Raw genomic sequence first — 23229 nt, forward strand, 5'->3', positions numbered from 1 at the left:
ACGTGGGCCGCCCAACGGGCGGCACCACCGGCGGTATGCTTCCCACCATGAGCACACGTCGAAAAACATCGTCTCCCGCCCAGCCCCGCAACGCATTTGTCCGCGTGCGCGGGGCGCGCGAGCACAACCTGAAGAACGTCGACGTGGACATCCCGCGCGATGCGCTGGTGGTGTTCTCGGGAATTTCGGGATCCGGCAAGTCCTCGCTCGCCTTCGGCACACTGTATGCCGAAGCGCAGCGTCGCTACCTGGAGTCGTTGTCACCCTATGCGCGCCGCCTGATCGACCAGGTGGGCGTGCCTGATGTGGATGCCATCGACGGCCTGCCGCCGGCGGTGGCGCTGCAGCAGCAGCGCGGCACCGCGAGCGTACGCTCCAGCGTGGGCAGCGTGACCACGCTGTCCAGCCTGCTGCGCATGTTGTATTCGCGCGCTGGTACGTACCCGGCCAGACAGCCGATGCTGTATGCCGAGGACTTTTCGCCGAACACACCGCAGGGCGCCTGCCCGAACTGCCATGGCCTGGGCCACGTGTATGAAGTGACCGAACAGTCCATGGTGCCCGATCCCTCGCTGACCATCCGCGAGCGCGCCATCGCCGCATGGCCGCCGGCGTGGCACGGGCAGAACCAGCGCGACATCCTGGTGACGCTGGGCTACGACGTTGACATTCCCTGGCGCGACCTGCCGAAGAAGCAGCGCGACTGGATCCTGTTCACCGACGAGCAGCCGGTGGCGCCGGTGTATGCCGGGTTCACCCCGGCAGAAACCCGCGCCGCGATGCGCCGCAAGGAAGAGCCCAGCTACATGGGCACCTTCAGTGGCGCGCGCCGCTATGTGCTGCACACCTTCGCCACCACCCAGAGCGCCATGATGAAGAAGCGCGTGGCGCGCTACATGGTGGGTACGGTCTGTCCGGTCTGCGATGGCAAGCGGCTCAAGCGTGCTGCCTTGTCGGTGACCTTCGCCGGCATGGACATCGGCGCGCTGTCCCAGCTGTCGCTGGCGGCGATGGCCGAGGCGCTGCGGCCGGCGGCGGAAGGTCGCTTCAACGCGCCGGCAAAGGGGGCAACGCGCAGCCGCGCAGCCGGGCGCAAGGCCGAACAGCTGCGGGTGGAGAACGGCGGGCCGCTGCATGCAGGCAGCAGTGACGTGCGCCGCACGCCGGACCTGTCCGAGGAGAAGCGTATCGCTGCCCAACGCATCGCGCACGATCTGGTGGAGCGTATCGGTACGCTCGAATCGCTGGGGTTGGGCTACCTGTCGATGGACCGCGCCACCCCGACGCTGTCGCCGGGTGAGCTGCAGCGTCTGCGCCTGGCCACCCAGATCCGCTCCAGCCTGTTCGGCGTGGTGTACGTGCTGGATGAGCCCACCGCCGGCCTGCATCCGGCAGATGGTGAGGCCCTGTATGGCGCGCTTGACCAGCTCAAGGCAGGCGGCAACACGTTGTTCGTGGTGGAGCACGATCTGGAGATGCTGCGCCGTGCCGATTGGCTGGTGGATGTCGGTCCCGGTGCGGGCCAGCACGGTGGGCAGGTGCTGTACAGCGGTGAGCCCGAGGGGCTGCGCGGCGTCGCCGCGTCGGCCACTGCACCCTACCTGTTCGGCAAGCACGACCGTGCCACCCGCAGCCCGCGCACGCCTGCCGGCTGGCTGGAGCTGCGCGGCATCCACCGCAACAACCTGCACGGGCTGGATTCACGCTTCCCGCTGGGCACGTTCTGCGCGGTTACCGGTGTCTCCGGCTCGGGCAAGTCCAGCCTGGTCAGCCAGGCGCTGGTGGAGCTGGTGGGTGAGCACCTGGGCCATGAGCCGGTGGCGCCCGATGCGGACGATGACCTGCCACAACCCAGCCGGATCGAGCGCACCCGCGGCCGCCTGCATGCCGGTCACACGGCGATCAAGCGCCTGGTGAACGTGGACCAGAAGCCGATCGGGCGCACGCCACGTTCCAACCTGGCCACCTACACCGGCCTGTTCGACCACGTGCGCAAGCTGTTCGCCGGCACCCGCATGGCCAAGGCGCGGCGCTACAGCGCCAGCCGTTTTTCCTTCAACGTGGCGCAGGGCCGCTGCGAAACCTGCGAAGGTGAAGGCTTCGTGCACGTGGAGCTGCTGTTCATGCCGAGCGTGTACGCGCCATGCCCGACCTGCCACGGCCAGCGCTACAACGCCAGGACGCTGGAGGTGGAGTGGAACGGCCGCAACATCGCGCAGGTGCTGGCGATGACGGTGGAGGAGGCGCTGGCGTTCTTTGCCGAGGAAACCGTGGTGCAGCGCCCGCTGCAGCTGCTGCGTGATATCGGGCTGGGCTACCTGCGCCTGGGGCAACCGGCCACGGAACTGTCCGGTGGCGAAGCGCAGCGGATCAAGCTGGCCACCGAACTGCAGCGCAGCCAGCACGGCAACAGCCTGTATGTGCTCGACGAGCCCACCACCGGCCTGCACCCGGCCGACGTGGACAAGCTGATGGTGCAGCTGCACGGGCTGGTGGATGCGGGCAACACGGTGGTGGTGGTCGAGCACGACCTGCGCGTGGTGGCCGATGCGGACTGGGTGATCGATGTGGGTCCCGGCGCGGGCGAGCAGGGTGGGCAGATCGTGGCGGCGGGAACGCCGGAGCAGGTGAGCCGATCGAAAGCAGGCAGGACGGCGGGCTACCTGCGGCGGTTCTTCGCCTGAGTGGGCATCCGTACCCACCAACGGTGGGCACCTACCGCGTAGTCGCCGGCGCCCCGGCGGTAGGTACCGACCGTTGGTCGGTACTGCCCACCCACCGTTCGACCTCCCCCTCTGCGAAGGGCCCCAGTTTCTGCTTGACGATCTTCCCGTCCGCGCCCACCAGCACCGTGTAGGGCAGCAGACCCTGGGCGTTGCCCAAGCGCACGCTGGCGTCATCCGGCGCAGGCTGCTCGATCACGATCGGGTAGGTCACCGGCACGCGGTCAAGAAAATCGCGTACGCCGTCCGGCGTATCGATGGCCAGGCCCACCACCTGCACGCCATCGGACGGCTGTGCAGCGGCAAACGCGGCCAGCATGGGCATCTCTTCCACGCACGGACCGCACCAGCTGGCCCACACGTTGATCAACAGGGGGCGGCCACCGAAGCGGGCGAAGTCCACGGGCTTGCCATCCACGTCCGGCAGGGTGATGGCCGGCATCGCATCGCCGGGTTGGGCCGGCGCGGCGGCCGGGCGGTCCACTGCGGGAAAACGCGTTTCCTGTGGCGTGCGTGCCACGTAGTACACGCCGGTGCCCAATCCCAGCGCCGCAGCCAGCGCCGCCACCACCATCAACGAGGTTCGTGGCGGCGGGGTGCTCATCGCGCGGTGCGCAGCAGCGCTTCTTCCACCAGCGCCTGGGTCAGCACGGTGGGCAGCACGGTCGGCGGTGCGCCGGGGCCGTAGACCACGTACAGCGGCACGCCGACCGCCTTGTGTTCTTCCAGGAACGCGGTGATCTCCGGGTCCACGTTGGTGTAGTCACCGCGCATGTACACCGCGTTGGTACGGCGCAGGGTTTCCTCGAAACCCTGGGTGCCCAGCACCGCGCGTTCGTTGGCCTTGCAGGTCACGCACCAGTCGGCGGTCATGTTGACGAACACCACGCGGTTGTCCTGGCGCAGCCGGTCGAGCATCTGCGGCGAATAGGCCACCACGTTGTCGGCGGCGGCCAGTGCGGCTTTGGCCGGTGCAGCGATGCGGGTCACGCCCCACACCGGCACGAGTGCGCCCAGCAGCAGCACCAGCGCCAATGCGGCACCGACGCGCTGGCTGCGCCAGCGGCTGCGCTCGAACCACCACAGCGCCAGGCCCAGCACCACCAACCCGGCCAGCACCAGCGCCATCGCATCCACGCCACGCTGCTTGCCCAGCACCCACAGCAGCCACAGCGCGGTGGCGTACATCGGGAAGGCCAGCACCTGCTTCAGGGTTTCCATCCACGCGCCCGGGCGCGGCAGGCGCTTGGCCAGCGAAGGCACGAAGCCGATCAGCAGGAACGGCAGCGCCAGGCCCAGGCCCAGCATCAGGAACACCAGCATCGCCGGCACCGCCGGTGCGGTGAAGGCATAGGCCAGCGGCGCCCCCATGAACGGCGCCACGCACGGGCTGGCCACCACGCAGGCGAGCACGCCGGTGAAGAAATCGCCCATCGGTCCGCTGCGCGAGGCCAGCGACTGGCCCACGCCGCCCAGGCTGCCGCCCAGGGTGAACACCCCGGACAGGCTCAAGCCCACGGTGAACATCAGGTACACCAGTGCGGCAATGAACCACGGGTGCTGCAGCTGGAAGCCCCAGCCCGCCGCCTGCCCGGCGGCACGCAGCGCCAGCACCAGTGCGCCAATCGCGGCGAACGCCACCAGCACGCCTGCGGTGTACCAGAGCGCGTGGCTGCGCGCGCGCTGGCGGCTTTCGCCGCTCTGCGCCACGCCCAGCACCTTCAGCGACAGGATCGGCAGCACGCACGGCATGAGGTTGAGGATCAGGCCGCCGGCCAAGGCCAGCAGCAACGCGGTGATCAGGGTGATCGGCGTGGCACTGCCGCTGCTGCCCGGCGGACGCGTGCGCTGGTCGTTGTCGGCGCTGGCGTCGGGCGTGCCGTCGGCAGGCAGCGCCAGCGCCGGTTCGTTCGGGCGGATCAGCATCGGCTGGGTCGCAATGCCGTTGGCCTCGCGTTCCTGCGCACGCTTGTCGCGCGTCACCAGCGGGGCGATCACTTCGCTGCGGCGCGCTTCTTCATCCGCACTGGCGTTGACCTTGCCGGCCGGCAGCGCAAGCTTCACCCGCCGGGTCATCGGCGGGTAGCAGATGCCATCGGTCTGGCAGCCCTGGAAGGTGATCACCAGCGTGGCATCGCCGGCGTCGGCCACGCTGCGGCGCAGCGGCAGCTTCACATCGACCTGGTCGAAATACACCGACACATCGCCGAAGTGTTCGTCGCGGTGCGACTTGGCGGCCGGCCACAGCGGCTTGTCCGCGCGGATGCCCGGGGCGCCTTCCAGCTTCAGCGAAGTGCGGTCGCGGTAGAGGTAGTAGCCCGGCGCCGGACTGAAACGCAGCAGCACGGTATTGCCATCGCCGACGATGGCTTCGAAGCCGAAGGCGCGTTCGGACGGCAGCGGCAGTGACGGGGTGCTGGCCGCGCCGGGCAGGCGCAGGCCACCGGCGGCATTGCCGGCCAGCGGGTTGTTGAACGGCGACGCGGCGGCGGCGCCCAAGGCCGGGGTCATGGCGCTGTCGGCGCGGGCGCTGCCACCCGGCAGCGTGACCTGCACGCTGCGCTTCTGCGGCGGGTAGCACACGCCGGCATCGGCGCAGCCCTGGTAACGCACTTCCAGCGTCACCGTTTCAGCACCGTCGGCAGCCTTGCCGGGCAGTACGGCGGTCAGCCGCTCACGGTAGGTTTCCACTTCGCCGAAGAAGTCATCGTGGTGCTTCTTGCCGGCCGGCATCTGCAGCGCCTCGGCACTGAAGCCGGCGTCGCTCTTGACCGTGGTGCGGTGGCGGTAGAGGTAGTAGCCCGGCGCGATCTTCCAGCTCACCTCGATACGGTCGCGGTCGCGCGCCTGCGCGCTCAGCCCGAAGGCTTCATCCACCGGCAGCAGGTCTTTCTCGCTGACGGCCAGTGCCGGCAGGGATACCACGAACAGCGCGCACAGCGCGGCAACACGACGAAACAGCGTCATCAATCAGTTTCCTCTCGGGTCTGGGCCCGAATCCAATCCAGGTACGCCGGCAGGCCGGCGCGGGTTTCGACCGCGATGCACTCGGGGAGTTCATACGGGTGCAGCACCTGCACGCGCGCGATGGCCGCATCCAGGCGGCTGCCGGTGGTCTTGATCAGCAGTTGGACCTCAGGGTCCTCGGTCACCTCACCGTGCCAGCGGTAGGTCGAGTGCGCGCCATCCAGCCAGGTCACGCAGGCGGCCAGGCGTTCTTCCACCAGCGCATGCGCCAGCCGCGTGGCGGTGGCCGCATCGGGGCAGGTGGTCAGAAGGATGAATACGGTATCGGGGGTCGACATGACCGCCGAGTATAGAGATCGCGGCCTGGCGATGCCGGCCGGTTCCGCATGGGAACCGGCCGGAGAGTCGAATCCCGGTGGCGCCGACGGGTAGCCGGGGCACCGTATTGCCCTGGTGCCGGCCCCTGGCCGGCAACCCGGGATGCCTCAGTTCGCCAACTCGCAGGTCGCCGGCTTGGCCGACGTGAACAGGGCAGGCGTGCCCCATTCCGGGTGGTCGATGAACGGGTTGCGGTTGCCCTGGAAGCTGTAGATCACTTCATTGCGGGCTTTTTCTGCAGCATCCGGCGGGTCGGACAGGTGCCAATCGATCAGGGTCGAGAGCAGGCCCATGTAGGCCGGCGAGGCCGAGGTCTTCACGATCCTGCTGCGGTCGTCGGTCAGCTCCAGGTCCGGTTCGGACTGGCCGGTGGCTGCGTCCTTGCCCCCCTCATAACGGATCGCCATGTACATCACCGCACGCGCCATGTCGCCCTTGCGGTGGCCCCATACTTCGAAGGTGCCGGCATTCCCGTCCGGGGTGCGCACCCAGTTGGAATTGCCCGGGTAGCCGCCACTGCCGCCGCCGGTGCCGTTGTTGGCCTCGGTGGCGCGCTCGCCGCAGTTGCTGTCGCACTTGGCGAACGGCTTGTTGCCGCGGTCCGCGTTCCACTGCGCATCGGTCAGGTACAGCATGTGGGTGTCGGTATAGGGCGCGTACGGCAGGCCCTTGTCGCCGGTGGTGCTGGCAAAGCCCAGTGAATTGGGCCAGGTGTGCTCGCGGTTGTAGGTCAGCCCGCTGCCGGTGCCGGCCCGGTCGGTGACCTTGGCGTAGCTGCGGTTGCGGTACGCGTCCAGGATGCGGCCGCTGTTGTTGGGATCCTCGTCGGCGATTTCCAGGATGGTCCACGTGCTGGTGCCCGTGCCGCTGTACGGGTACGAGGTGTGGCCCTTGATGGTGGCGTGCAGCGAGCAGCGCAGCTGGCTGGGGCTGGAGGTGTTGACCCTGGAGTAATAGCTGCCCGGATCCGGGTCGGGGCCGGGATCGGTACCGCCGGCGGCCACGGTGAACGCGATGCGCGTGTCGGCTGCCGGTCGTGCGCCCTGGGCGTCCTTGATGCGCGCGGCACGGATGTCGAAGCGGCAGGCTTCACCGGCCACCAGCGCGGTGTTGGTCGACAGGGTGAAGCGGGTACCGCTGCTGGCGTGGGTGAGCGGCACCGTGCCGGACTGGCCGCAGCTGAGGGTGAAGGCGCCGGCGCTGACGGTGACGCTTTCACTGAAGGTCACGGCCAGGTCGGCGGCGGCCGGGAAGCTGGTTGCGCCCTGTTCCGGGGTGGTGGTGCTCACGGACGGGGGCGTGTTGGGGCCGGTGCTGCCACCGCCGCTAAAGGTCTGGCCGGTGTTGCAGGCCCCGAAGGTCTGCGCCGCCGATCCGGCCCAAGTGAAGTGGGTGTACTGGCTGCCGCTGCCGGTGAGCTGCAGGGACGTGCCCGGGGCGGTGCTGTTGCTCTCGCTGACCGGGATGTTCTGGCTGGTCAGGCCGGCGGCGGGGCCGCCGGAGGCGGTGATGGTGCCTTCGTAGCTGATGAACTGGATGACCTTGCCGCTGGCATCCACCAGCGCGATGCCGTCGTTGGCGCCGTTCTGCAGGCCGTTGGTGGGGTAGGTGACGGTGGCGATGCTGGCCTTGCCGCAGCCGGCGGCGGTACCGGCCGGCACGGCGTTGTCGGCATAGACCGTGGCCGCCGACGGAGTGCTGCCGTTGTACAGGTACAGCCGGTAGGTACTGAGGTCCTCGCCGCCGGTGGCGACCACCTCGATGGCTTCGCCGACATCCCCGGCCGGGGTGCTGTCGTCGTAGTGCAGTTCATTGATGAATACGTCCGCCTGGGCGGGACCAGCGGCCAGCGCCAACAGGCACCCCAGGGACAGCGGTGTGAGCAACCTCATCTACGGCTCCTTGTGATTGGGTTTTGCCGGCCGAATCTAGCTAATCCATATGACACATCTATCGATTTGTCGGCTTCGGCACTCCGCAGTGGGACGTGCGTCAAGAAAATGGCGGTCTGGGGGAATTCGTCGGCACCCCCTTGAAAGGGCTCGGGACAGCACCATCTCTGCCCTGTCCCGCACTGGCGGGTTTTTTCACGAGCGGTGCTGGCAGTCACCTGGGGTGAGTGCTAATATCGCCGGACTTTTTCAAACCAATCAACAACTTAAGAGGCACGCATGAACATCAAGCCGCTTCACGACCGCGTTGTGGTCAAGCCGATCGAAGCCGACGAAGTCTCCGCCGGCGGCATCGTGATCCCCGACTCGGCCAAGGAAAAGTCGACCAAGGGTGAAGTCGTGGCCGTGGGCCCGGGCAAGCCGCTGGACAACGGCAGCGTGCGCGCGCCGTCGCTGAAGGTTGGCGACAAGGTGATCTACGGCCAGTACGCCGGCAGCACCTACAAGAGCGAAGGCGTGGAATACAAGGTCCTGCGCGAAGACGACATCCTCGCCGTCATCGGCTGAGTTTGCGCCGCCGGGCTCGCCCCGCCGCTTCTTCTTTTTTCAGATCAACGCAGCCGGGCATCGCCCGGCGCCACATAAAAGGTAATCGCAATGGCTGCCAAGGAAATTCGTTTCGGTGAAGACGCCCGCGCCCGCATGGTGCGCGGCGTCAACGTTCTCGCCAATGCCGTCAAGGCCACCCTGGGCCCGAAGGGCCGCAACGTCGTGCTCGAAAAGAGCTTCGGCGCCCCGACCATCACCAAGGACGGCGTGTCCGTCGCCAAGGAAATCGAACTGGCTGACAAGTTCGAGAACATGGGCGCGCAGATGGTGAAGGAAGTCGCCTCGCGTACCAACGATGACGCCGGCGACGGCACCACCACCGCCACCGTGCTGGCCCAGGCCCTGATCCGCGAAGGCGCCAAGGCCGTGGCTGCCGGCATGAACCCGATGGACCTCAAGCGCGGTATCGACAAGGCCGTCGTCGCCGCCGTCGCCGAGCTGAAGAACATCTCCAAGCCCACCGCCGACGACAAGGCGATTGCCCAGGTCGGTACGATCTCGGCCAACTCGGACGAGTCGATCGGCAACATCATCGCCGAAGCGATGCGTGAAGTCGGCAAGGAAGGCGTGATCACCGTTGAAGAAGGCTCGGGCCTGGAAAACGAGCTGGACGTGGTCAAGGGCATGCAGTTCGACCGCGGCTACCTGTCCCCGTACTTCATCAACAACCAGCAGGCGCAGACCGCCGACCTGGATGATCCGTACATCCTGCTGCACGACAAGAAGATCTCCAACGTGCGTGACCTGCTGCCGGTGCTGGAAGGCGTCGCCAAGGCCGGCAAGCCGCTGCTGATCGTGGCCGAAGAAGTCGAAGGCGAAGCGCTGGCGACCCTGGTGGTCAACACCATCCGCGGCATCGTCAAGGTCGTGGCCGTCAAGGCACCGGGCTTCGGCGATCGTCGCAAGGCGATGCTGGAAGACATGGCCACCCTGACCGGCGGCACCGTGATCTCCGAAGAAATCGGCCTGTCGCTGGAGAAGGCGACCATCGCCGACCTCGGCCGCGCCAAGAAGGTGCAGGTTTCCAAGGAAAACACCACCATCGTCGACGGCCAGGGCGACCAGGACGCGGTGCAGGCACGCGTGGCCCGCATCAAGACCCAGATCGAAGACACCTCGTCCGATTACGACCGTGAGAAGCTGCAGGAACGCGTGGCCAAGCTGGCCGGCGGTGTTGCCGTGATCAAGGTCGGTGCGTCGACCGAAATCGAAATGAAGGAAAAGAAGGACCGCGTCGACGACGCCCTGCACGCTACCCGTGCGGCGGTCGAAGAAGGCGTGGTGCCGGGCGGCGGTGTTGCCCTGGTCCGTGCGGTCACCGCGCTGGCTGGCCTGAAGGGTGCCAACGAAGACCAGAACCACGGCATCCAGATCGCCCTGCGCGCGATGGAAGCCCCGCTGCGTGAAATCGTCGCCAACGCCGGCGAAGAGCCGTCCGTGATCGTCAACAAGGTCAAGGAAGGCACCGGCAGCTACGGCTACAACGCCGCCACCGGCGAGTTCGGCGACATGCTGCAGTTCGGCATCCTGGACCCGACCAAGGTGACCCGTTCTGCCCTGCAGAACGCTGCCTCGATCGCCGGCCTGATGATCACCACCGAAGCGATGGTGGCCGAAGCCCCGAAGAAGGATGACGGCGCCGGCGCAGCAGGCGGCGGCATGGGCGGCATGGGTGGCATGGGCGGCATGGACTTCTAAGGTCCCCGCACACGCGACATCCCGTCGTGCTGTAAACGAAGAACCCCGCCGAAAGGCGGGGTTCTTTCGTTATGGGACAAACACCTTGTTGCCGTATTCCCAGGCCCACGGCGCGCCGGTGTCACCCAGGACGTAGCGCACCAGTGCGGGGAATGCCGCCTCCGCGCGCACATCGTTGCCCAGGATCACCACGCAGCGCTGGCCACGTGCCAGGCAGACCATCGTGTTGCCCACCGCGTCGTCATGCCCGCCTTTGTAGAAACCATGGCCCTGCGGGCCGTCGAACACCACCACGCCCAGCCCGGCGGCAAGGTCGGCACGCCGCTTCGCCGGGGGCAGTTCGTCCTGCAGCGTGGGGAACTGCGAGGCGGTGGTGATCGGCCACTGCGCGCGCACCAGCTCACGTCGCGATGCGGGCGAAAGGCCTTCACCGCTCACCAGCGCTGCGGCAAGCCGCGCGATATCGGTGATGGTGGTGTCCATCGAACCCGCCGCCCGCACACGGCTGCGCTCGTCATGCGGTTCGGTGCTGCCATCCTGGGTCCAGCCGTCGGCCAGGTTGCCGGCGAAGTCCGCGCGCCAGGTCATGCTGGTACGGGTCATGCCGAGGCGATCAAACACCCGCCGCTGCATTTCCTTGCCCACGTCCAGGCCTACGCCCTGTTCGAGCACGAACTGAAGCAGGATCAGCCCTTCCCCGGAATACGCATATCGCGTGCCCGGGTCGAAATGCAGCCGCAGTTTTCCCTCCGGTTCAAGGAAGGCGAAGTTGGAGAAACCGCTGCGATGGCTGAGCAGCATGCGCGGGGTGATCTGCTGCCAGCGCGGGTCATCCTTCAGGTCGGGCCAAGGCGCGTAGCGCTTGTCGGCCGGATACTCCGGCAGTGGACGGTCCAGGTAGGCGGCGATGGGGCGATCCAGATCCACGATGCCGTCGTCCACCAGCTGCAGCACCATGTAGGCAAACGCCGCCTTGGTCAGCGACGCGGCATACATGATGGTGTCTGGCTGCAGCGGCTCGCCGGCCGCATTGCGCTTGCCGGCCGCGTGCACCTGCACGACCTTGCCGTCATCGATTACGGCCAACGCCAGCCCCTGGGCCTGGGTTGCCCGCATCAGACGCTGCATCTGCGCATCCACTGCGGGCGGGGACGGCAGCGCGTGGGGTGGGGCGGCGGCCAGCGCAGCGGACGCGGGCATCAACAGGGAGAACATCAGGACGAACGGGCGCATGCACGACACTCCTCCGGGTCTCAGCGCCAATCGTACCGTCGCGCCTGCAGCCCTGAACACCGCACCCCAGTTGCGAATGAAACAGTTGGCACTCCCAGACCCCTGTGCTATCAATACTCCCCAATGAACGCACGCCACGCCAATTCCTACTTTTGGTATTACTTTCCGAAGCCACCGGCGGAGGAAGGCATGCGCTCACCCTGAAGAAACCTTCAGACGCATTCCCGAAAGCCGCCAGCGCACCTGGCGGCTTTTTTGTTGCCGCCGCGCTGGGGACCCCCACCTTCCAGGAGACACCCCCATGCCCCCCCACACCGACGACCTGCGCATCCGCAAGATCGAACCGTTGACCCCGCCGGCGCAGCTGTTGGCGATGCTGCCCTGCGACGATGAAGCCTCCTCCACGGTGAGCGCCTCGCGCGCCGCACTGCACGAGATCCTGCACGGCCGCGATGACCGCCTGGCGGTGGTGATCGGCCCGTGCTCGATCCATGACCCGGTCGCGGCGATCGAATACGCGCAGCGCCTGAAGCCGCTGCGCGATGCGTACGCGGGCGAACTGGAAATCGTCATGCGCGTCTACTTCGAAAAGCCGCGCACCACGGTGGGCTGGAAGGGCCTGATCAATGACCCGGACCTGGATGGCAGCTTCCAGATCAACAAGGGCCTGCGCATTGCGCGCGGCCTGCTGCGCGACATCAACAAGTTGGGCCTGCCGGCCGGCGTGGAGTTCCTGGATGTGATCTCGCCGCAGTACATCGCCGACCTGGTTGCCTGGGGCGCGATTGGCGCACGTACCACCGAAAGCCAGGTGCATCGCGAGCTGGCCTCCGGGCTGTCGTGCCCGGTGGGCTTCAAGAACGGTACCGATGGCAACATCAAGATTGCCGCCGACGCGGTGGGGGCCGCATCCAACCCGCATCATTTCCTGTCGGTGACCAAGCAGGGTGATACGGCCATTGTGGCCACCGCCGGCAACCCGGATTGCCACGTGATCCTGCGCGGCGGCAAGGTGCCCAACTTCGATGCCGCCAGCGTGGATGCCGCCAGCCAGACGCTGGCCAAGGCGCAGCTGCCGGCGCGGGTGATGATTGATGCCAGCCACGCCAACAGCAGCAAGAATCCGGAGAACCAGCCGAAGGTGATCGCCGATATCAACGCACAGCTGGCGGCAGGCGAAGAGCGCATCGTGGGCGTGATGGTGGAAAGCCACCTGGTGGCTGGCCGCCAGGAACTGGTGGAAGGCCAGCCGCTGGTGTACGGCCAGAGCATCACCGATGGTTGCATCGGCTGGGACAGTTCGCTGCAGGTGCTCGAAGCGCTGGCCGAGGCGGTGCGTGCGCGGCGCGCACGGCGACTGGCCGAGGCGGCTTGACCCCGCAGGGAGCCGGCCGCCGGCCGGCTCCACGAAAGATCCGCTCTACCGGAAGTCTGGTTTTGTTAAAGAGAATCAATTGGATACTGCGCACCCGGCGCTGCAGACTGCAGGCCTCACTTGAGGGTCCTACAGGGTGTATGTACAATGTATGCACAGTCCAGCAACGTGCGGGTGCTTCCCATGGGAACCGCAAGCAAAGTCATCAATTTCCGGGCCCCTGCCGATAAGCAGGATCTGATCGATCGTGCCGTAGCAATCAGTGGCGTGAATCGCACCGAGTTCATCCTGGATGCCGCGTGCGACAGGGCGCGCGAGGTGCTGGCCGACCAGACGCAGTTCACGTTGAATGCCCAGCAGCTGCAGCGCTTCAATGCGCTGCTGGACGCGCCGCTGGAGGACAACCTGGCGCTGCGCCGGTTGTTGAGCACGCCGGCGCCTTGGGAACGCTGAGCCCTTGTGGCTCTCCGCTCCAAGCCCGCTGCACGCGGAACATCTGTTGGATGACTTCCGCTGCAGTGCTCCAGCCCTGGCGAAATGGCTGCTTGAACGCGCACGCCAGAACCAGGCATCCGGCGCATCCAGATGCTTCGTGGCCTGCGACGAGCAGCGCCGCGTTGTCGGTTACTACGCGCTCTCAGCCGGTTCGATAGCGCATGACGCCGTGCCCGGACGAATCCGCCGCAACATGCCCGATCCCATTCCGGTCATCGTGTTGGGGCGGTTGGCGGTACATGCGGACAGGGCGGGGCAAGGCATTGGCCAGGGCTTGTTGAAGGATGCGGTGCTACGTTCGCTGCAGGCGTGCGGTCAGGTCGGAGCACGGGCGTTGCTCTGCCATGCCATCGATGAGCCCGCCAGGGCGTTCTACCTCAAGCACGGTTTCATCGCTTCCCCCATTCACCCTCTCACGCTGATGCTGCCCCTTGCGTGCTAATGCACCTCGTCGCGGTACACGAACTTCGGCATCTCCCACTTGAAATGGATCGCCAGCAGGCGGAAGGCGAAGCCGCCGCCCAGGCACCACAGCGTGGCGGCGTTGAGCGACACACCCAGTTCGAGCAGGCCCAGCCATGCCGCGCCGGTAAGCAGGGTGATCACCGCGTACAGCTCCTTCTGGAAGATCAGCGGCACCTCGTTGCACAGCACGTCGCGCAGCACGCCGCCGAAGGCGCCGGTGAGCATGCCGGCGATGAGCACGATCGGCACGGCGTGGCCGCCGTCGCGCGCCACCGCGCAGCCGATCAGGGTGAAGCAGATCAGGCCCAGGCCATCGAGCACCAGGAAGGTGCGGCGGAAGTGGTGCATCCAGCGCGCCACCCAGGTGGCGATCAATGCCGCGCAGATGGTGAAGCCCAGGTACTCGGGGTGCTTGACCCAGCCCAGCGGGTAATGGCCCAGCACGATGTCACGCAGTGACCCGCCGCCCAGGGCCGTGACGCAGGCGATGATGACCACGCCGAACAGGTCCATCCGCCGACGACCGGCAGACAGCGCGCCGGTCATGGCTTCGGCGGAAATGGCGATGAGGTAGATGATGGACAGCAGCATGCAACGGCTCCGGAGGGGCAGGCGGGGACGGAAACGCGCACGCGCCAGCGCCGCAGCACTGTCGTGGGGTGGGATTCCGTTGCCGCTCCCGCTGTCCTTTTGCCTGAGAGTTCAGTGGCCAGGCCACGTGCCCCTTCGGCGGGTCATTGAAGACCTCTCTCCAGATCGGCGTGTTGGATGCATGGTTGGTGGCGTATCGAGCCACCGGCCTGAGCGATTATGGGAGCCTGCGCCTTCGGCGGGCGCCAGCGCGGCGCCTCTCTCCTGCATCCGGGTCGGATTCTAGCAGCCAGCGCGCCCCCGCCGGTGGATAATCCCGGTATGCCCGCTGAACCCGCCCCCTGGTATGTCTATCTGCTGGAATGCCGCAACGGCAGCTATTACGCCGGCATCAGCAACGACGTGGACGCCCGCTTCCAGGCACACCTGTGCGGCAAAGGCGCGCGCTACACCCGCGCCAACCCACCGGTGAAGCTGCTGGCCATGCGCGCCTACCCCGACCGCTCGGCGGCCTCCAAGGCCGAATGCGAGCTCAAGCGCCAGCCGCGCGCACGCAAGCTGGCATGGCTGCAGCAACGGAGTGCCGAAACATGACCGGAATCGACCCGGCCAAGGCGCGCGCGATGATCGGCAAGACCGTGCTCGCCGGCATGACCTACCTTGACGCCCAAGGCAACGCCCTGGAGCACCGCCAGATGGCCGGGCAAGTGCTGCGCATCAATGACGAAGAAGGCGTGGTACTGGCCAGCGCAGTGGACGGCGAGGAGCTGTTCCTGCCGCCCACGCTGGACCACTACACGCCGGCCGCTCCAGGCGACTACACCCTGCGCTCAATGGCGCTGACCATCAGCGATCCGGATTTCCTGTGCACCTGGGACGTTCACCTCGCGCCCGGCAACGATCCCTGATCGGATGGCTTCGGCCGCCGGTCCTCGCGGTCATCACCGAAGATGATCCGCGCGCTGCGCTGGTAGCTCCAATACGCCACCGCCCAGTTGAGCAGCACCACGATCCGGTTGCGGAACCCGATCAGGAAGAACACGTGCGCGGCCAGCCAGAACCACCACGCCAGCACGCCCGACAACTGCAGCCGGCCCAGGTGCACGATGGCGGCCATGCGCCCGATCGTGGCCAGGTTGCCGAAGTCCTGGTACTTGAACGGCCCGGGTGACGGCTTGCCGTCCAGCCGCGCACGAATTGTCGCGGCCACATGCTTGCCCATCTGCTTGGCGGCCGGGGCAACGCCCGGCACCGGCCGTCCATCGGCCTGCTGCAGCGCGGCCAGGTCGCCGGCGACGAAGATCTCCGGGTGTCCGGCCAGGGTCAGGTCGGGCTGCACCGGCACGCGTCCGGCGCGGTCCAACGGCACCTCCAGCGTCCGCGCCAGCGGCGAAGCGGCCACGCCCGCGGCCCACACCACGGTGCGCGCCGCAACGAACTGCTCGCCGAGCTGGAAGCCCTCGCCGTCGATATGGCTCACCGCCGTACCGGTCAGCACTTCCACCCCGAGCTTCTCCAGCTGGCGCCGCGCTTTCAGCGACAGCACCTCGGGGAAGCTGGACAGCACCCGCGGCCCGGCTTCGACCAGCCGCACCTTGGCGCTGGCCGGATCGATATGGCGGAACTCGTTGCGTAGCGTGTGCCGCGCGATCTCGGCCAACGTGCCGGCCAGTTCCACCCCGGTGGGGCCGCCGCCGACCACCGCGAAGCTCAGCCACGCCGCCTTGCGTGCCGGATCCGGCTCGGCCTCGGCGCGTTCGAAGGCCAGCAGCAGCTTGCGGCGCAGCGCGATGGCATCGTCCAGGGTCTTCAGGCCAGGCGCGTCGGCGGCCCACTCGTCGTGCCCGAAATACGCGTGGGTAGCGCCGGTGCACAGCATCAGGGTGTCGTAGCCGAGCTGGCTGCCGTCGGCCAGGGTGATCTGGCGGCTGGCCTTGTCGATCGAGGTCACCTCGCCCAGCCGCACTTCAACATTGCGCTGGTCGCCCAGGATGTGGCGCAGCGGCGCGGCGATGTCGGGTGCGGACAGGCCGGCGGTGGCGACCTGGTACAGCAGCGGCTGGAACAGATGGTGGTTGCGACGGTCCACCAGGGTGATGCGGATGCGCGCGCTGGCCAGCGCGCGGGTGGCCCAGAGGCCGGCGAAGCCGCCACCGATGACGACCAGGTGGGGCAGGGAATCGCGGGTCATGCAATGACTCCTTGGCGGGGGTCGAAGCGAAGCACTGCATGTTCGCACGTGACGCGCGATATTCACGTGGATGGCAGATACGGGGTTCAGCAGCCGTCGCGCCTGCCGGCGGCCGATCCGTTCGTTGCCTGGAAAGTCCACCTGCGGGCGCGCATTTCCGAAAGAAGACCCGTCAACACCGGCGCGTTGATCGGCGTATCGTATCGGCGCCTATCGACAACCGGGAACACCAACATGCTGAAGATCTGGGGCCGCCGCAATTCCAGCAACGTGCGCAAAGTGCTGTGGTGCGCGGAGGAAATCGGCCTGCCGTACGAATCCATCGAAGTGGGCGGCCCCTTCGGTGGCACCCAGTCGCCGGAATACGTGGGCATGAACCCCAACGGCCTGGTGCCGGTGATCGAAGACCACGGCCTGCCGCTGTGGGAATCCAACACCATCGTGCGTTACCTGAGCGCGCGCTACGCGCTGGGCACGCTGTACCCGGAAGATGCGATGGCGCGCGCCCAGGCCGAGAAGTGGATGGACTGGAGCACCTCGCGCATGGCACCGCTGTACACCGACCTGATCTGGGGGATCATGCGCACCGCCCCGGCCGACCGCGACGAGGCCCGCATCAATGCCGCGATCACCCGTGCCGGCGAGTTGCTGGGCATGGCCGATGCCACCCTGGCGCAGCAACCGTGGTTGTCCGGCGAGCAGTTCGCGATGGGCGACATTCCGTTGGGCGCGCTGGTCTATGCGTGGTTCGAGCTGCCGATCCAGCGGCCGTCGTTGCCGCACCTGGAAGCGTGGTACCAGCGCCTGCAGCAGCGCCCGGCCTATGTCAAAGCGGTCATGACGCCGTTGACGTGAGGTAACGGACGGCAGGTGCGGACCATTGGTCCGCACGCTTTCAATACAGGTCGGTGGGATCGACGTCCAATGACCAGCGCACCTTGCGTGCCTGCGGCAAGCCGTAAACCAGCGGCATGATCTGATCCAGCAGCGCGTGCAGCGGCCGCCGCGCCGGGGCCGACAGCAGCAGCTGCGTGCGCTGGTAACCCGCGCGGCGCGGCATCGGCGCCGGCATCGGACCGAAGCGTTCCACTGGGCACTCATGCGCGATCAGCTCGCGCACCGCCATCAGCATGGCGTTGGCGTGCTCCACCTGCTGCGCCTCGGCGCGCATCAGCGCCAGATGCGCGAACGGCGGGAAGCCGGCCGCTTCGCGCTGCTGCAGCTCGGCGTCGGCGAAAGCGTGGTAGCCCCCATTGACCAGTGTTTCCAGCAACGGGTGTCCGGGGTGATGGGTCTGCAGCCAGACCTCGCCGGCATCGGTGGCGCGCCCCGCGCGCCCGGCCACCTGGATCAGCTGCTGGGCCAGTTTCTCGCTGGCGCGGAAATCGGCGGAGAACAGTCCCTCATCGATGCCCACCACCACCACCAGGGTCAGCTTGGGCAGGTCGTGGCCCTTGGCCAGGATCTGCGTGCCGACCAGGATGCCGGCGCGGTCGCCCAGCGTGGCAAGTTGGGTCTCCAGCGCGTCGCGCCGGTTGGTGGTGCCGCGGTCGATGCGGATCACCGGGAAATCGGCGAAGGCTTCCACCAGGTGTTCTTCCAGCCGCTCGGTGCCGATGCCCTGTGGCTGCAGCGCCAGGCTGGCGCAGTCGGGGCAGGCCAGTGGCGCCGGCTGGCGCGCACCGCAGTGGTGGCATTGCAGCCGGCGGCCGCCGGCGTGCACGGTCATCGGCGCATCGCAGCGTTTACAGGGCGCGGTCCAGCCGCAGTCGTGGCACAGCAGCACCGGCGCGTAACCGCGGCGGTTCTTGAACACCAGTACCTGGTGGCCGGCCGCCAGGTGCTGGCCGATGCCTTCCATCACCTCGGCCGAAAGGCCGTCCTTCAACGGGCGCTTGCGCACGTCCAGCACCCGCACGCGCGGCGGGCGGGCCTCGCCTGCGCGCTGTTTCAGGCGCAGATGGGTGTAGCGGCCGGCATGGGCGTTGTGCAGTGATTCCAGCGACGGCGTGGCGCTGCCCAGTACCACCGGCACATCCAGCGCCTTGGCCCGCACCAGCGCGAAATCGCGCGCGTGGTATCGAATGCCGTCCTGTTGCTTGTAGCTGCCGTCGTGCTCTTCATCGACCACGATCAGCCCGGCGTTGGGCAATGGGGTGAACACGGCCGAGCGCGTGCCCACGATCACCTGTGCCTCGCCGCGCGCGGCGGCCGCCCAGACCCGTGCGCGCTCGTTGTCGTTCAGGCCCGAATGCAGCACGTGCACCGCAATGCCCAGGCGGCTGCGGAAGCGCGCCAGCGTCTGCGGAGTCAGCCCGATCTCGGGCACCAGCACCAGCGCCTGTCGGCCGCGGCCCAGGCAGTCCACGATGGCCTGCAGGTACACCTCGGTCTTGCCGCTGCCGGTCACCCCGTCGAGCAGGAACGCGCCGAACCGCGCGTGGGCGGTGATCGCGGCGATGGCGTTGGCCTGCTCCGCATTCGGGGTCGGGCCCGGCCGCAGGGCCGGCTGCGCCGGGGCGTGCTCCAGCGCGATGCGCTCGACCAGGCCGCGCTTGGCCAGCGAGCGCGCCGCGCTGCGCCAGTCGTCCATCGCCTCGTCGAGCAGGTCCTCGTCCACGCTGCCGCCGGCCAGCTGTTCGGCCAGGCGGTGCGGACGGGTGCCGGCCCGCAGCCTGGCGCGGTGTTCGATTCCTTCGGCAGTGAGCTGCCAACCCCAGCGGTGGGTGTCGGGCACCGGTTCACCACGGCGCAATGGCGCGGGCAGGGCGGTGCTGACCACCTCGCCCAGCGGGGCATGGGTATAACGTGCCAGCCACTGCAGCGAGGTCCACAGCTCGCCGCCCAGCAGCGGCGCCGGGTCCAGCCATTCCACGGCAGCGCGCAGCGCGTTGCCGTCGGTCACCGTACCGATCCCGGCCACCACGCCCACCAGCTCGCGCGAGCCGAACGGCACCCGCAGCCGGCGACCGACCATGCCAGGCCCGGGCGGCGCACCCGGCGGCGGCGCGTAGTCGAACCACTGCGGCAGTGGCAGGGGCAGGGCAACCTGGAGAGAGGGGGCATCCGGCAGCGGCGCCGGGGCACTTTCCAGGGTCAGCAGGGGGGCTGGATCGGGGGGCAGCATCGCGCCAGTGTAGCGGCCCGAACCGGCCCTGTTCAGCGCACAAAACCGATCGCCGCGTGGCGCCGTGGAACCTAAATAGGAGCTAAATATCCGTGGCCATTGGAGATTCGGTCTTATCCACATCTTCTGTGGATAAGTCTGTGTGCGAGTGTCGAACTCCGAGCTGTTTGTCAGGGAGTTCCGCAGTGAAGCCTGGGTTGGTCAAAAAATAGCCACACAACTAAATGTATTTAAATCAAGAAGATGGCTGTGAAACACAGCTGACACATGGGTGACGCCGGCTTCACCTGCCGGTTTTCTGCCGATTTTGTTGGTGCTGTGCACAACCTGCGCCGCTGTCAAGCCATCTACATCACCGCGGTAGTCGCACATGACCCGTATCGGCATCCCCCTGCGCGGGCGCACTCGCTATCATTTCGGCACTTGATGGAGTTGCTATGACGGCTGTGAACGCCCCTGTTTCCTCTACTGCAGCGGGTGCCCTGTCCGCATTCCTGCGAGGCGTCGAACGCCGTGCCCTGGTGGTTGCCGAGCTGCAGTGCGGCGACCCGACCGTCGCCGAACAGGCACTGGTGGCGGTGATGCGCGCCTTCGCCGGCATCGCCAGTGACGTGCCGATGGCACAGTGGCCGGACCGGTTCTGGATCCTGCTCGCCCACCGCACCCCGATCCGCATGCCGGCCCCTGGCGGCCAGTGGGCCCCTGGCCTGGCGCACCTTCCCAGCCTGGCGCCGCCGGCACGTCTGGCGCTGCTGCTGCGGGTAGGTGGCGGGCTGGACGAGGCGGCCGCCGCGCAGATCCTGGACCTGCCGGTCGCCGACTACCAGCAGGCGCTGGCCCAGGCCTGCCCACGCGATGCGCAGGGCCACCCCGATGCGGCAGGCTGGCGTGCCCTGGCCGAACAGGTGCAGCAGCGCCTGCGTGACCTGCCGGCCAGCAGGCTGCAGCAACTGCACCAGCCCGCGCCGGCCCCCGCGCCGGGCAAGGGTCCGGCCTCATGGCGCGCGCCGGCCCCGGCCGATGCGGCGCCCCGGCGCACGCCGGTGCGCCGTCACAATCGCCGGCCGCTGTGGCGTGGCCTGCTGATCCTGCTGGTCACCATCGCCGTGCTGCTGGGCGGTGCGGTGTGGTGGAAGCACCGCAGCCCGGCGCTCGCGCCCGAGGCCAGCGTGCCCGACGGCGCGGTGTCCACCGCCGACCCGGTGCGGGTCGAACCGTTGGCGGCTGAAGACCTGCCGGTAACGGCGCCGGCCGATCCGGCCCACGCCGCCAGTGACGCGGCCATGCTGGCCGACCCGGACCTGATGCTCGCCCGCGATGCGGACCTGTACGCGTGGGCTGCCGCCGGTGGGCCGGTCCCGGTGGACGAGTCGCAACCGCAGCCCAGCCGCCCCGAACCTGCCACCGCCGGCCTGGAGACGGCAGCCGCTGATGAATAAGTCGATCCTGCTGCTCGCCATGGGCCTGGCGACCGGTGCGCATGCCGCGCCACAGCCGCTGCCCCTGCCATCGGCCACGCCTGTGCCGGTTACCACACCCGCCATTCCCGCCACCCCCGCCGCGCTGGACCCGGCCCAGCTGCGTGAACTGCGCAGCCGCTATGCGCAATGGCAGGCATTGCCTGCATCCGAACGTGCCCGTATCCGCGAGGCCGCCGGCCGTATTGCCGCGATGCCCGCTGCACAGCAGCAGGCGCTGCGGGCCCGCTTCGACGAACAGGACCAGCGGTTCCGCGACGGCTGGCTGCTGGGCCCGCAGCTGGGCCAGCATTTCCCCAAGCTGCAGGGTCTGTTCGGCTACCTGCCCGCTGACCAGCGCGAACCCGCCCTGGCCGCGCTGCGCCAGCTCCACGAGGGCCAGCTGGCCCAGCTCACGCTGATCGCCCAGCGCACGCCGCCGCAGGAGCGCGACCAGGTGCGCGACCAGTTCCTGGGGCTGGCGCCGGCCGCGCGCGATGCCTGGTTGAAGGAAAACCTGGTGCGTTGAGCGTAAGATGACCGGCCGCAACCCGGTGCCTGTGCCCTCCGCGCGCTGCCGTAGTTGCCGTCTGTGATCCCATGTCTACCGTTACCGCAACGCCGCGCCTCTCCCGGGAAGTGCGCGCCACCGGCCTGCTTGCGCTGCCGCTGGTCCTTGGCCACATCTCCACTGGCCTGATTTCCTTCGTCGACAATGTCATTGCCGGCCACCACGGCACCCAGACCCTGGCGGCGGTCACCATCGGCACGGCGCTGCTGTGGCTGCCGATGCTGATCCCGATCGGCACGTTGATCTCACTCACCGCCTCGGTGTCGCAGCTGCATGGCGCCGGCCGCGAGCGGGAGATCGGCCCGCTGTTCCGCCAGGCGCTGTGGCTGGCGCTGGGCCTGGGCCTGATCATGTTCACCTTCCTCACGGTGGTGCCGCCGTTGCTGCCCGCGTTCGGCATCGCCCCGGACATCGTGCCGGGCGCGACCGCGTTCCTGCATGCGGTGCGATGGGGTGGCCCGGCGCTGACCCTGTACTTCTGCATGCGTTACCTCAGCGAAGGCATGCACTGGACGCTCCCGACCATGCTGCTCGGCTTCGGCGGCCTGCTGGTGCTGGCGCCGCTGGGTTACGTGCTGTGTTACGGCAAGCTGGGCTTCCCGGAAATGGGCGCCGAAGGCCTGGGCATCGCCTCGGCCACCATGATGTGGATCCAGGCGCTGTGCTTTGCCGGCTACCTGTGGAAGACCAAGCGCTTTGCCCATTTGGAACTGTTCTCGCACCTGGAGCTGCCGCGCTGGGCGGCGATCTGGGACCTGCTGCGTACCGGCCTGCCGATCGGCATCACGGTGCTGATGGAGGGCGGGCTGTTCATCGTTACCGCCCTGCTGATCGGTCGCCTGGGCGCCACCGAGGCGGCCTCGCACCAGATCGCCATCAATGTGGCCCAGCTGTGCTTCATGATCCCGATGGGCGTGGCCGAAGCCACCACCGTGCGCGTGGGCCATGCGGTAGGCAGCGGCAACGGGCTGGGCGTGCGGCGCGCTGCCATCGCCGGCCTGCTGATCATCCTGGGCACGCAGACGCTGTCGGCGCTGGTGCTGCTGTTCGGGCACGACGCCATCGTCGGGGTGTATACCGCCGACATGGGCGTGGCCGCGCTGGCCTCCACCCTGCTGCTGTATGCGGCCGCGTTCCAGTTCCCGGATGGCATCCAGGTGCTGTCAGCCGGCGCGCTGCGCGGCCTGAAGGACACCCGCGTGCCGATGTTCATCGCCATGTTCTCCTACTGGGGGCTGGGCATGCCGCTCGGCGCCGGGCTCGGCCTGGGCCTGGGCATGGGTCCGCAGGGCATGTGGCTGGGCCTGATCCTGGGCCTGACCGCGGCGGCGATCCTGATGGGCTGGCGGCTGCGCGTGAGCAGCCGTCGTGTCGGCAATGAACTGAACCTGCCGGCCTGATGGCCCCCTTACTTGTGTCCGATGCCGGGCTGTCCGGCACGGGCTATGCTGGTACCA

21 protein-coding genes and 2 riboswitches are annotated in these 23229 nt (G+C 68.0%); of the genes, 12 read left to right on the forward strand and 9 right to left on the reverse strand.

What is annotated here, in order from left to right; genetic code table 11:
* Nucleotides 1-47: 47 nt before the first annotated feature.
* On the forward strand, nucleotides 48-2684 hold the full coding sequence (locus tag ACQG3P_RS11910) for an excinuclease ABC subunit A (protein WP_426805157.1): 2637 nt from the start codon (nucleotides 48-50) through the stop codon (nucleotides 2682-2684).
* Between the two features lie 31 nt (nucleotides 2685-2715).
* On the opposite strand, the gene ACQG3P_RS11915 is transcribed toward ACQG3P_RS11910, so the two are convergent.
* The 4 genes from ACQG3P_RS11915 to ACQG3P_RS11930 all read right to left on the reverse strand — a co-directional run bounded on the left by ACQG3P_RS11915 (nucleotide 2716) and on the right by ACQG3P_RS11930 (nucleotide 7960).
* Entirely contained in the window at nucleotides 2716-3327 is a 612-nt protein-coding gene (locus ACQG3P_RS11915) for a TlpA family protein disulfide reductase (protein ID WP_426805158.1), read from the reverse strand.
* Nucleotides 3324-5690 (reverse strand): protein-disulfide reductase DsbD domain-containing protein, encoded by a 2367-nt coding sequence (locus ACQG3P_RS11920; protein WP_426805159.1) that lies wholly within the window; start codon nucleotides 5688-5690, stop codon nucleotides 3324-3326. The genes ACQG3P_RS11915 and ACQG3P_RS11920 overlap by 4 nt, the downstream gene beginning before the upstream one ends.
* Nucleotides 5690-6028: a divalent-cation tolerance protein CutA gene (cutA, locus tag ACQG3P_RS11925; protein WP_426805160.1), complete on the reverse strand. Its 339-nt coding sequence runs from the start codon at nucleotides 6026-6028 to the stop codon at nucleotides 5690-5692. The genes ACQG3P_RS11920 and cutA overlap by 1 nt, the downstream gene beginning before the upstream one ends.
* Before the next feature lie 147 nt (nucleotides 6029-6175).
* The gene (locus ACQG3P_RS11930) at nucleotides 6176-7960 is read right to left on the reverse strand and encodes an endonuclease (protein WP_426805161.1); all 1785 of its coding nucleotides are present in this window, start codon (nucleotides 7958-7960) and stop codon (nucleotides 6176-6178) included.
* Nucleotides 7961-8239: 279 nt separating this feature from the next.
* Here ACQG3P_RS11930 and ACQG3P_RS11935 point away from each other — a divergent pair, with 279 nt between their 5' ends.
* Nucleotides 8240-8527 (forward strand): co-chaperone GroES, encoded by a 288-nt coding sequence (locus ACQG3P_RS11935; protein ID WP_068854195.1) that lies wholly within the window; start codon nucleotides 8240-8242, stop codon nucleotides 8525-8527.
* 90 nt (nucleotides 8528-8617) lie between these two features.
* Nucleotides 8618-10267: a chaperonin GroEL gene (groL, locus tag ACQG3P_RS11940; protein WP_093534776.1), complete on the forward strand. Its 1650-nt coding sequence runs from the start codon at nucleotides 8618-8620 to the stop codon at nucleotides 10265-10267.
* Between the two features lie 69 nt (nucleotides 10268-10336).
* Here groL and ACQG3P_RS11945 read toward each other — a convergent pair whose 3' ends face one another.
* Nucleotides 10337-11500 (reverse strand): serine hydrolase domain-containing protein, encoded by a 1164-nt coding sequence (locus ACQG3P_RS11945; RefSeq protein WP_426805162.1) that lies wholly within the window; start codon nucleotides 11498-11500, stop codon nucleotides 10337-10339.
* A 301-nt stretch (nucleotides 11501-11801) separates the two neighbouring features.
* Between ACQG3P_RS11945 and ACQG3P_RS11950 the strand changes: the two genes are divergently transcribed.
* The 3 genes from ACQG3P_RS11950 to ACQG3P_RS11960 all read left to right on the forward strand — a co-directional run bounded on the left by ACQG3P_RS11950 (nucleotide 11802) and on the right by ACQG3P_RS11960 (nucleotide 13812).
* The gene (locus ACQG3P_RS11950) at nucleotides 11802-12875 is read left to right on the forward strand and encodes a 3-deoxy-7-phosphoheptulonate synthase (protein WP_426805163.1); all 1074 of its coding nucleotides are present in this window, start codon (nucleotides 11802-11804) and stop codon (nucleotides 12873-12875) included.
* Nucleotides 12876-13058: 183 nt separating this feature from the next.
* On the forward strand, nucleotides 13059-13328 hold the full coding sequence (locus tag ACQG3P_RS11955; RefSeq protein ID WP_426805224.1) for a DUF1778 domain-containing protein: 270 nt from the start codon (nucleotides 13059-13061) through the stop codon (nucleotides 13326-13328).
* A 46-nt stretch (nucleotides 13329-13374) separates the two neighbouring features.
* Entirely contained in the window at nucleotides 13375-13812 is a 438-nt protein-coding gene (locus tag ACQG3P_RS11960; RefSeq protein WP_426805164.1) for a GNAT family N-acetyltransferase, read from the forward strand.
* On the opposite strand, the gene ACQG3P_RS11965 is transcribed toward ACQG3P_RS11960, so the two are convergent.
* Nucleotides 13809-14426: a trimeric intracellular cation channel family protein gene (locus ACQG3P_RS11965; RefSeq protein WP_068854189.1), complete on the reverse strand. Its 618-nt coding sequence runs from the start codon at nucleotides 14424-14426 to the stop codon at nucleotides 13809-13811. The two genes, ACQG3P_RS11960 and ACQG3P_RS11965, sit on opposite strands and share 4 nt — an antisense overlap.
* An 83-nt stretch (nucleotides 14427-14509) precedes the next feature.
* Nucleotides 14510-14600: riboswitch (glycine riboswitch) on the reverse strand.
* An 8-nt stretch (nucleotides 14601-14608) separates the two neighbouring features.
* Nucleotides 14609-14703: riboswitch (glycine riboswitch) on the reverse strand.
* A 44-nt stretch (nucleotides 14704-14747) separates the two neighbouring features.
* Here ACQG3P_RS11965 and ACQG3P_RS11970 point away from each other — a divergent pair.
* Both ACQG3P_RS11970 and ACQG3P_RS11975 read left to right on the forward strand, forming a co-directional pair.
* The gene (locus tag ACQG3P_RS11970) at nucleotides 14748-15020 is read left to right on the forward strand and encodes a GIY-YIG nuclease family protein (RefSeq protein ID WP_095363055.1); all 273 of its coding nucleotides are present in this window, start codon (nucleotides 14748-14750) and stop codon (nucleotides 15018-15020) included.
* Entirely contained in the window at nucleotides 15017-15334 is a 318-nt protein-coding gene (locus ACQG3P_RS11975) for a hypothetical protein (protein WP_426805165.1), read from the forward strand. The genes ACQG3P_RS11970 and ACQG3P_RS11975 overlap by 4 nt, the downstream gene beginning before the upstream one ends.
* On the opposite strand, the gene ACQG3P_RS11980 is transcribed toward ACQG3P_RS11975, so the two are convergent.
* Nucleotides 15307-16617 (reverse strand): NAD(P)/FAD-dependent oxidoreductase, encoded by a 1311-nt coding sequence (locus ACQG3P_RS11980; RefSeq protein WP_426805166.1) that lies wholly within the window; start codon nucleotides 16615-16617, stop codon nucleotides 15307-15309. The two genes, ACQG3P_RS11975 and ACQG3P_RS11980, sit on opposite strands and share 28 nt — an antisense overlap.
* Nucleotides 16618-16851: 234 nt before the next feature.
* Here ACQG3P_RS11980 and ACQG3P_RS11985 point away from each other — a divergent pair, with 234 nt between their 5' ends.
* On the forward strand, nucleotides 16852-17472 hold the full coding sequence (locus ACQG3P_RS11985; RefSeq protein WP_068854185.1) for a glutathione S-transferase family protein: 621 nt from the start codon (nucleotides 16852-16854) through the stop codon (nucleotides 17470-17472).
* Between the two features lie 40 nt (nucleotides 17473-17512).
* On the opposite strand, the gene ACQG3P_RS11990 is transcribed toward ACQG3P_RS11985, so the two are convergent.
* Nucleotides 17513-19744 carry a primosomal protein N' gene (locus ACQG3P_RS11990; RefSeq protein ID WP_426805167.1) on the reverse strand — a complete coding sequence of 744 codons (2232 nt, stop codon included), beginning with the start codon at nucleotides 19742-19744 and terminating at the stop codon, nucleotides 17513-17515.
* Nucleotides 19745-19945: 201 nt separating this feature from the next.
* Entirely contained in the window at nucleotides 19946-20116 is a 171-nt protein-coding gene (locus tag ACQG3P_RS11995; protein WP_426805168.1) for a hypothetical protein, read from the reverse strand.
* Between the two features lie 65 nt (nucleotides 20117-20181).
* On the opposite strand from ACQG3P_RS11995, the gene ACQG3P_RS12000 reads away from it, so the two are divergent.
* The 3 genes from ACQG3P_RS12000 to ACQG3P_RS12010 all read left to right on the forward strand — a co-directional run bounded on the left by ACQG3P_RS12000 (nucleotide 20182) and on the right by ACQG3P_RS12010 (nucleotide 23172).
* Nucleotides 20182-21183, forward strand: a complete 1002-nt coding sequence (locus ACQG3P_RS12000) for a hypothetical protein (RefSeq protein ID WP_426805169.1) — start codon at nucleotides 20182-20184, stop codon at nucleotides 21181-21183.
* Nucleotides 21176-21730 (forward strand): DUF3106 domain-containing protein, encoded by a 555-nt coding sequence (locus ACQG3P_RS12005; RefSeq protein ID WP_426805170.1) that lies wholly within the window; start codon nucleotides 21176-21178, stop codon nucleotides 21728-21730. The genes ACQG3P_RS12000 and ACQG3P_RS12005 overlap by 8 nt, the downstream gene beginning before the upstream one ends.
* 71 nt (nucleotides 21731-21801) lie before the next feature.
* Nucleotides 21802-23172: an MATE family efflux transporter gene (locus tag ACQG3P_RS12010; RefSeq protein ID WP_426805171.1), complete on the forward strand. Its 1371-nt coding sequence runs from the start codon at nucleotides 21802-21804 to the stop codon at nucleotides 23170-23172.
* Nucleotides 23173-23229: the final 57 nt, after the last annotated feature.

Origin of the sequence: Stenotrophomonas sp. SrG (genome assembly GCF_050031795.1) — a bacterium.
Classification (GTDB): domain Bacteria; phylum Pseudomonadota; class Gammaproteobacteria; order Xanthomonadales; family Xanthomonadaceae; genus Stenotrophomonas; species Stenotrophomonas rhizophila_A.

Bases quoted from the DNA above. Each gene is read 5' to 3' on its own strand.
- cutA (WP_426805160.1), bottom strand. From the start codon at position 6,028: ATGTCGACCCCCGATACCGTATTCATCCTTCTGACCACCTGCCCCGAT.
- ACQG3P_RS12010 (WP_426805171.1), top strand. From the start codon at position 21,802: ATGTCTACCGTTACCGCAACGCCGCGCCTCTCCCGGGAAGTGCGCGCC.
- ACQG3P_RS12000 (WP_426805169.1), top strand. From the start codon at position 20,182: ATGACGGCTGTGAACGCCCCTGTTTCCTCTACTGCAGCGGGTGCCCTG.
- ACQG3P_RS11990 (WP_426805167.1), bottom strand. From the start codon at position 19,744: ATGCTGCCCCCCGATCCAGCCCCCCTGCTGACCCTGGAAAGTGCCCCG.
- ACQG3P_RS11930 (WP_426805161.1), bottom strand. From the start codon at position 7,960: ATGAGGTTGCTCACACCGCTGTCCCTGGGGTGCCTGTTGGCGCTGGCC.
- groL (WP_093534776.1), top strand. From the start codon at position 8,618: ATGGCTGCCAAGGAAATTCGTTTCGGTGAAGACGCCCGCGCCCGCATG.
- ACQG3P_RS11935 (WP_068854195.1), top strand. From the start codon at position 8,240: ATGAACATCAAGCCGCTTCACGACCGCGTTGTGGTCAAGCCGATCGAA.
- ACQG3P_RS11970 (WP_095363055.1), top strand. From the start codon at position 14,748: ATGCCCGCTGAACCCGCCCCCTGGTATGTCTATCTGCTGGAATGCCGC.
- ACQG3P_RS11955 (WP_426805224.1), top strand. From the start codon at position 13,059: ATGGGAACCGCAAGCAAAGTCATCAATTTCCGGGCCCCTGCCGATAAG.
- ACQG3P_RS11980 (WP_426805166.1), bottom strand. From the start codon at position 16,617: ATGACCCGCGATTCCCTGCCCCACCTGGTCGTCATCGGTGGCGGCTTC.
- ACQG3P_RS11965 (WP_068854189.1), bottom strand. From the start codon at position 14,426: ATGCTGCTGTCCATCATCTACCTCATCGCCATTTCCGCCGAAGCCATG.
- ACQG3P_RS11915 (WP_426805158.1), bottom strand. From the start codon at position 3,327: ATGAGCACCCCGCCGCCACGAACCTCGTTGATGGTGGTGGCGGCGCTG.
- ACQG3P_RS11995 (WP_426805168.1), bottom strand. From the start codon at position 20,116: ATGTGCGACTACCGCGGTGATGTAGATGGCTTGACAGCGGCGCAGGTT.
- ACQG3P_RS11945 (WP_426805162.1), bottom strand. From the start codon at position 11,500: ATGCGCCCGTTCGTCCTGATGTTCTCCCTGTTGATGCCCGCGTCCGCT.
- ACQG3P_RS11975 (WP_426805165.1), top strand. From the start codon at position 15,017: ATGACCGGAATCGACCCGGCCAAGGCGCGCGCGATGATCGGCAAGACC.
- ACQG3P_RS11950 (WP_426805163.1), top strand. From the start codon at position 11,802: ATGCCCCCCCACACCGACGACCTGCGCATCCGCAAGATCGAACCGTTG.
- ACQG3P_RS11920 (WP_426805159.1), bottom strand. From the start codon at position 5,690: ATGACGCTGTTTCGTCGTGTTGCCGCGCTGTGCGCGCTGTTCGTGGTA.
- ACQG3P_RS11910 (WP_426805157.1), top strand. From the start codon at position 48: ATGAGCACACGTCGAAAAACATCGTCTCCCGCCCAGCCCCGCAACGCA.
- ACQG3P_RS11985 (WP_068854185.1), top strand. From the start codon at position 16,852: ATGCTGAAGATCTGGGGCCGCCGCAATTCCAGCAACGTGCGCAAAGTG.
- ACQG3P_RS12005 (WP_426805170.1), top strand. From the start codon at position 21,176: ATGAATAAGTCGATCCTGCTGCTCGCCATGGGCCTGGCGACCGGTGCG.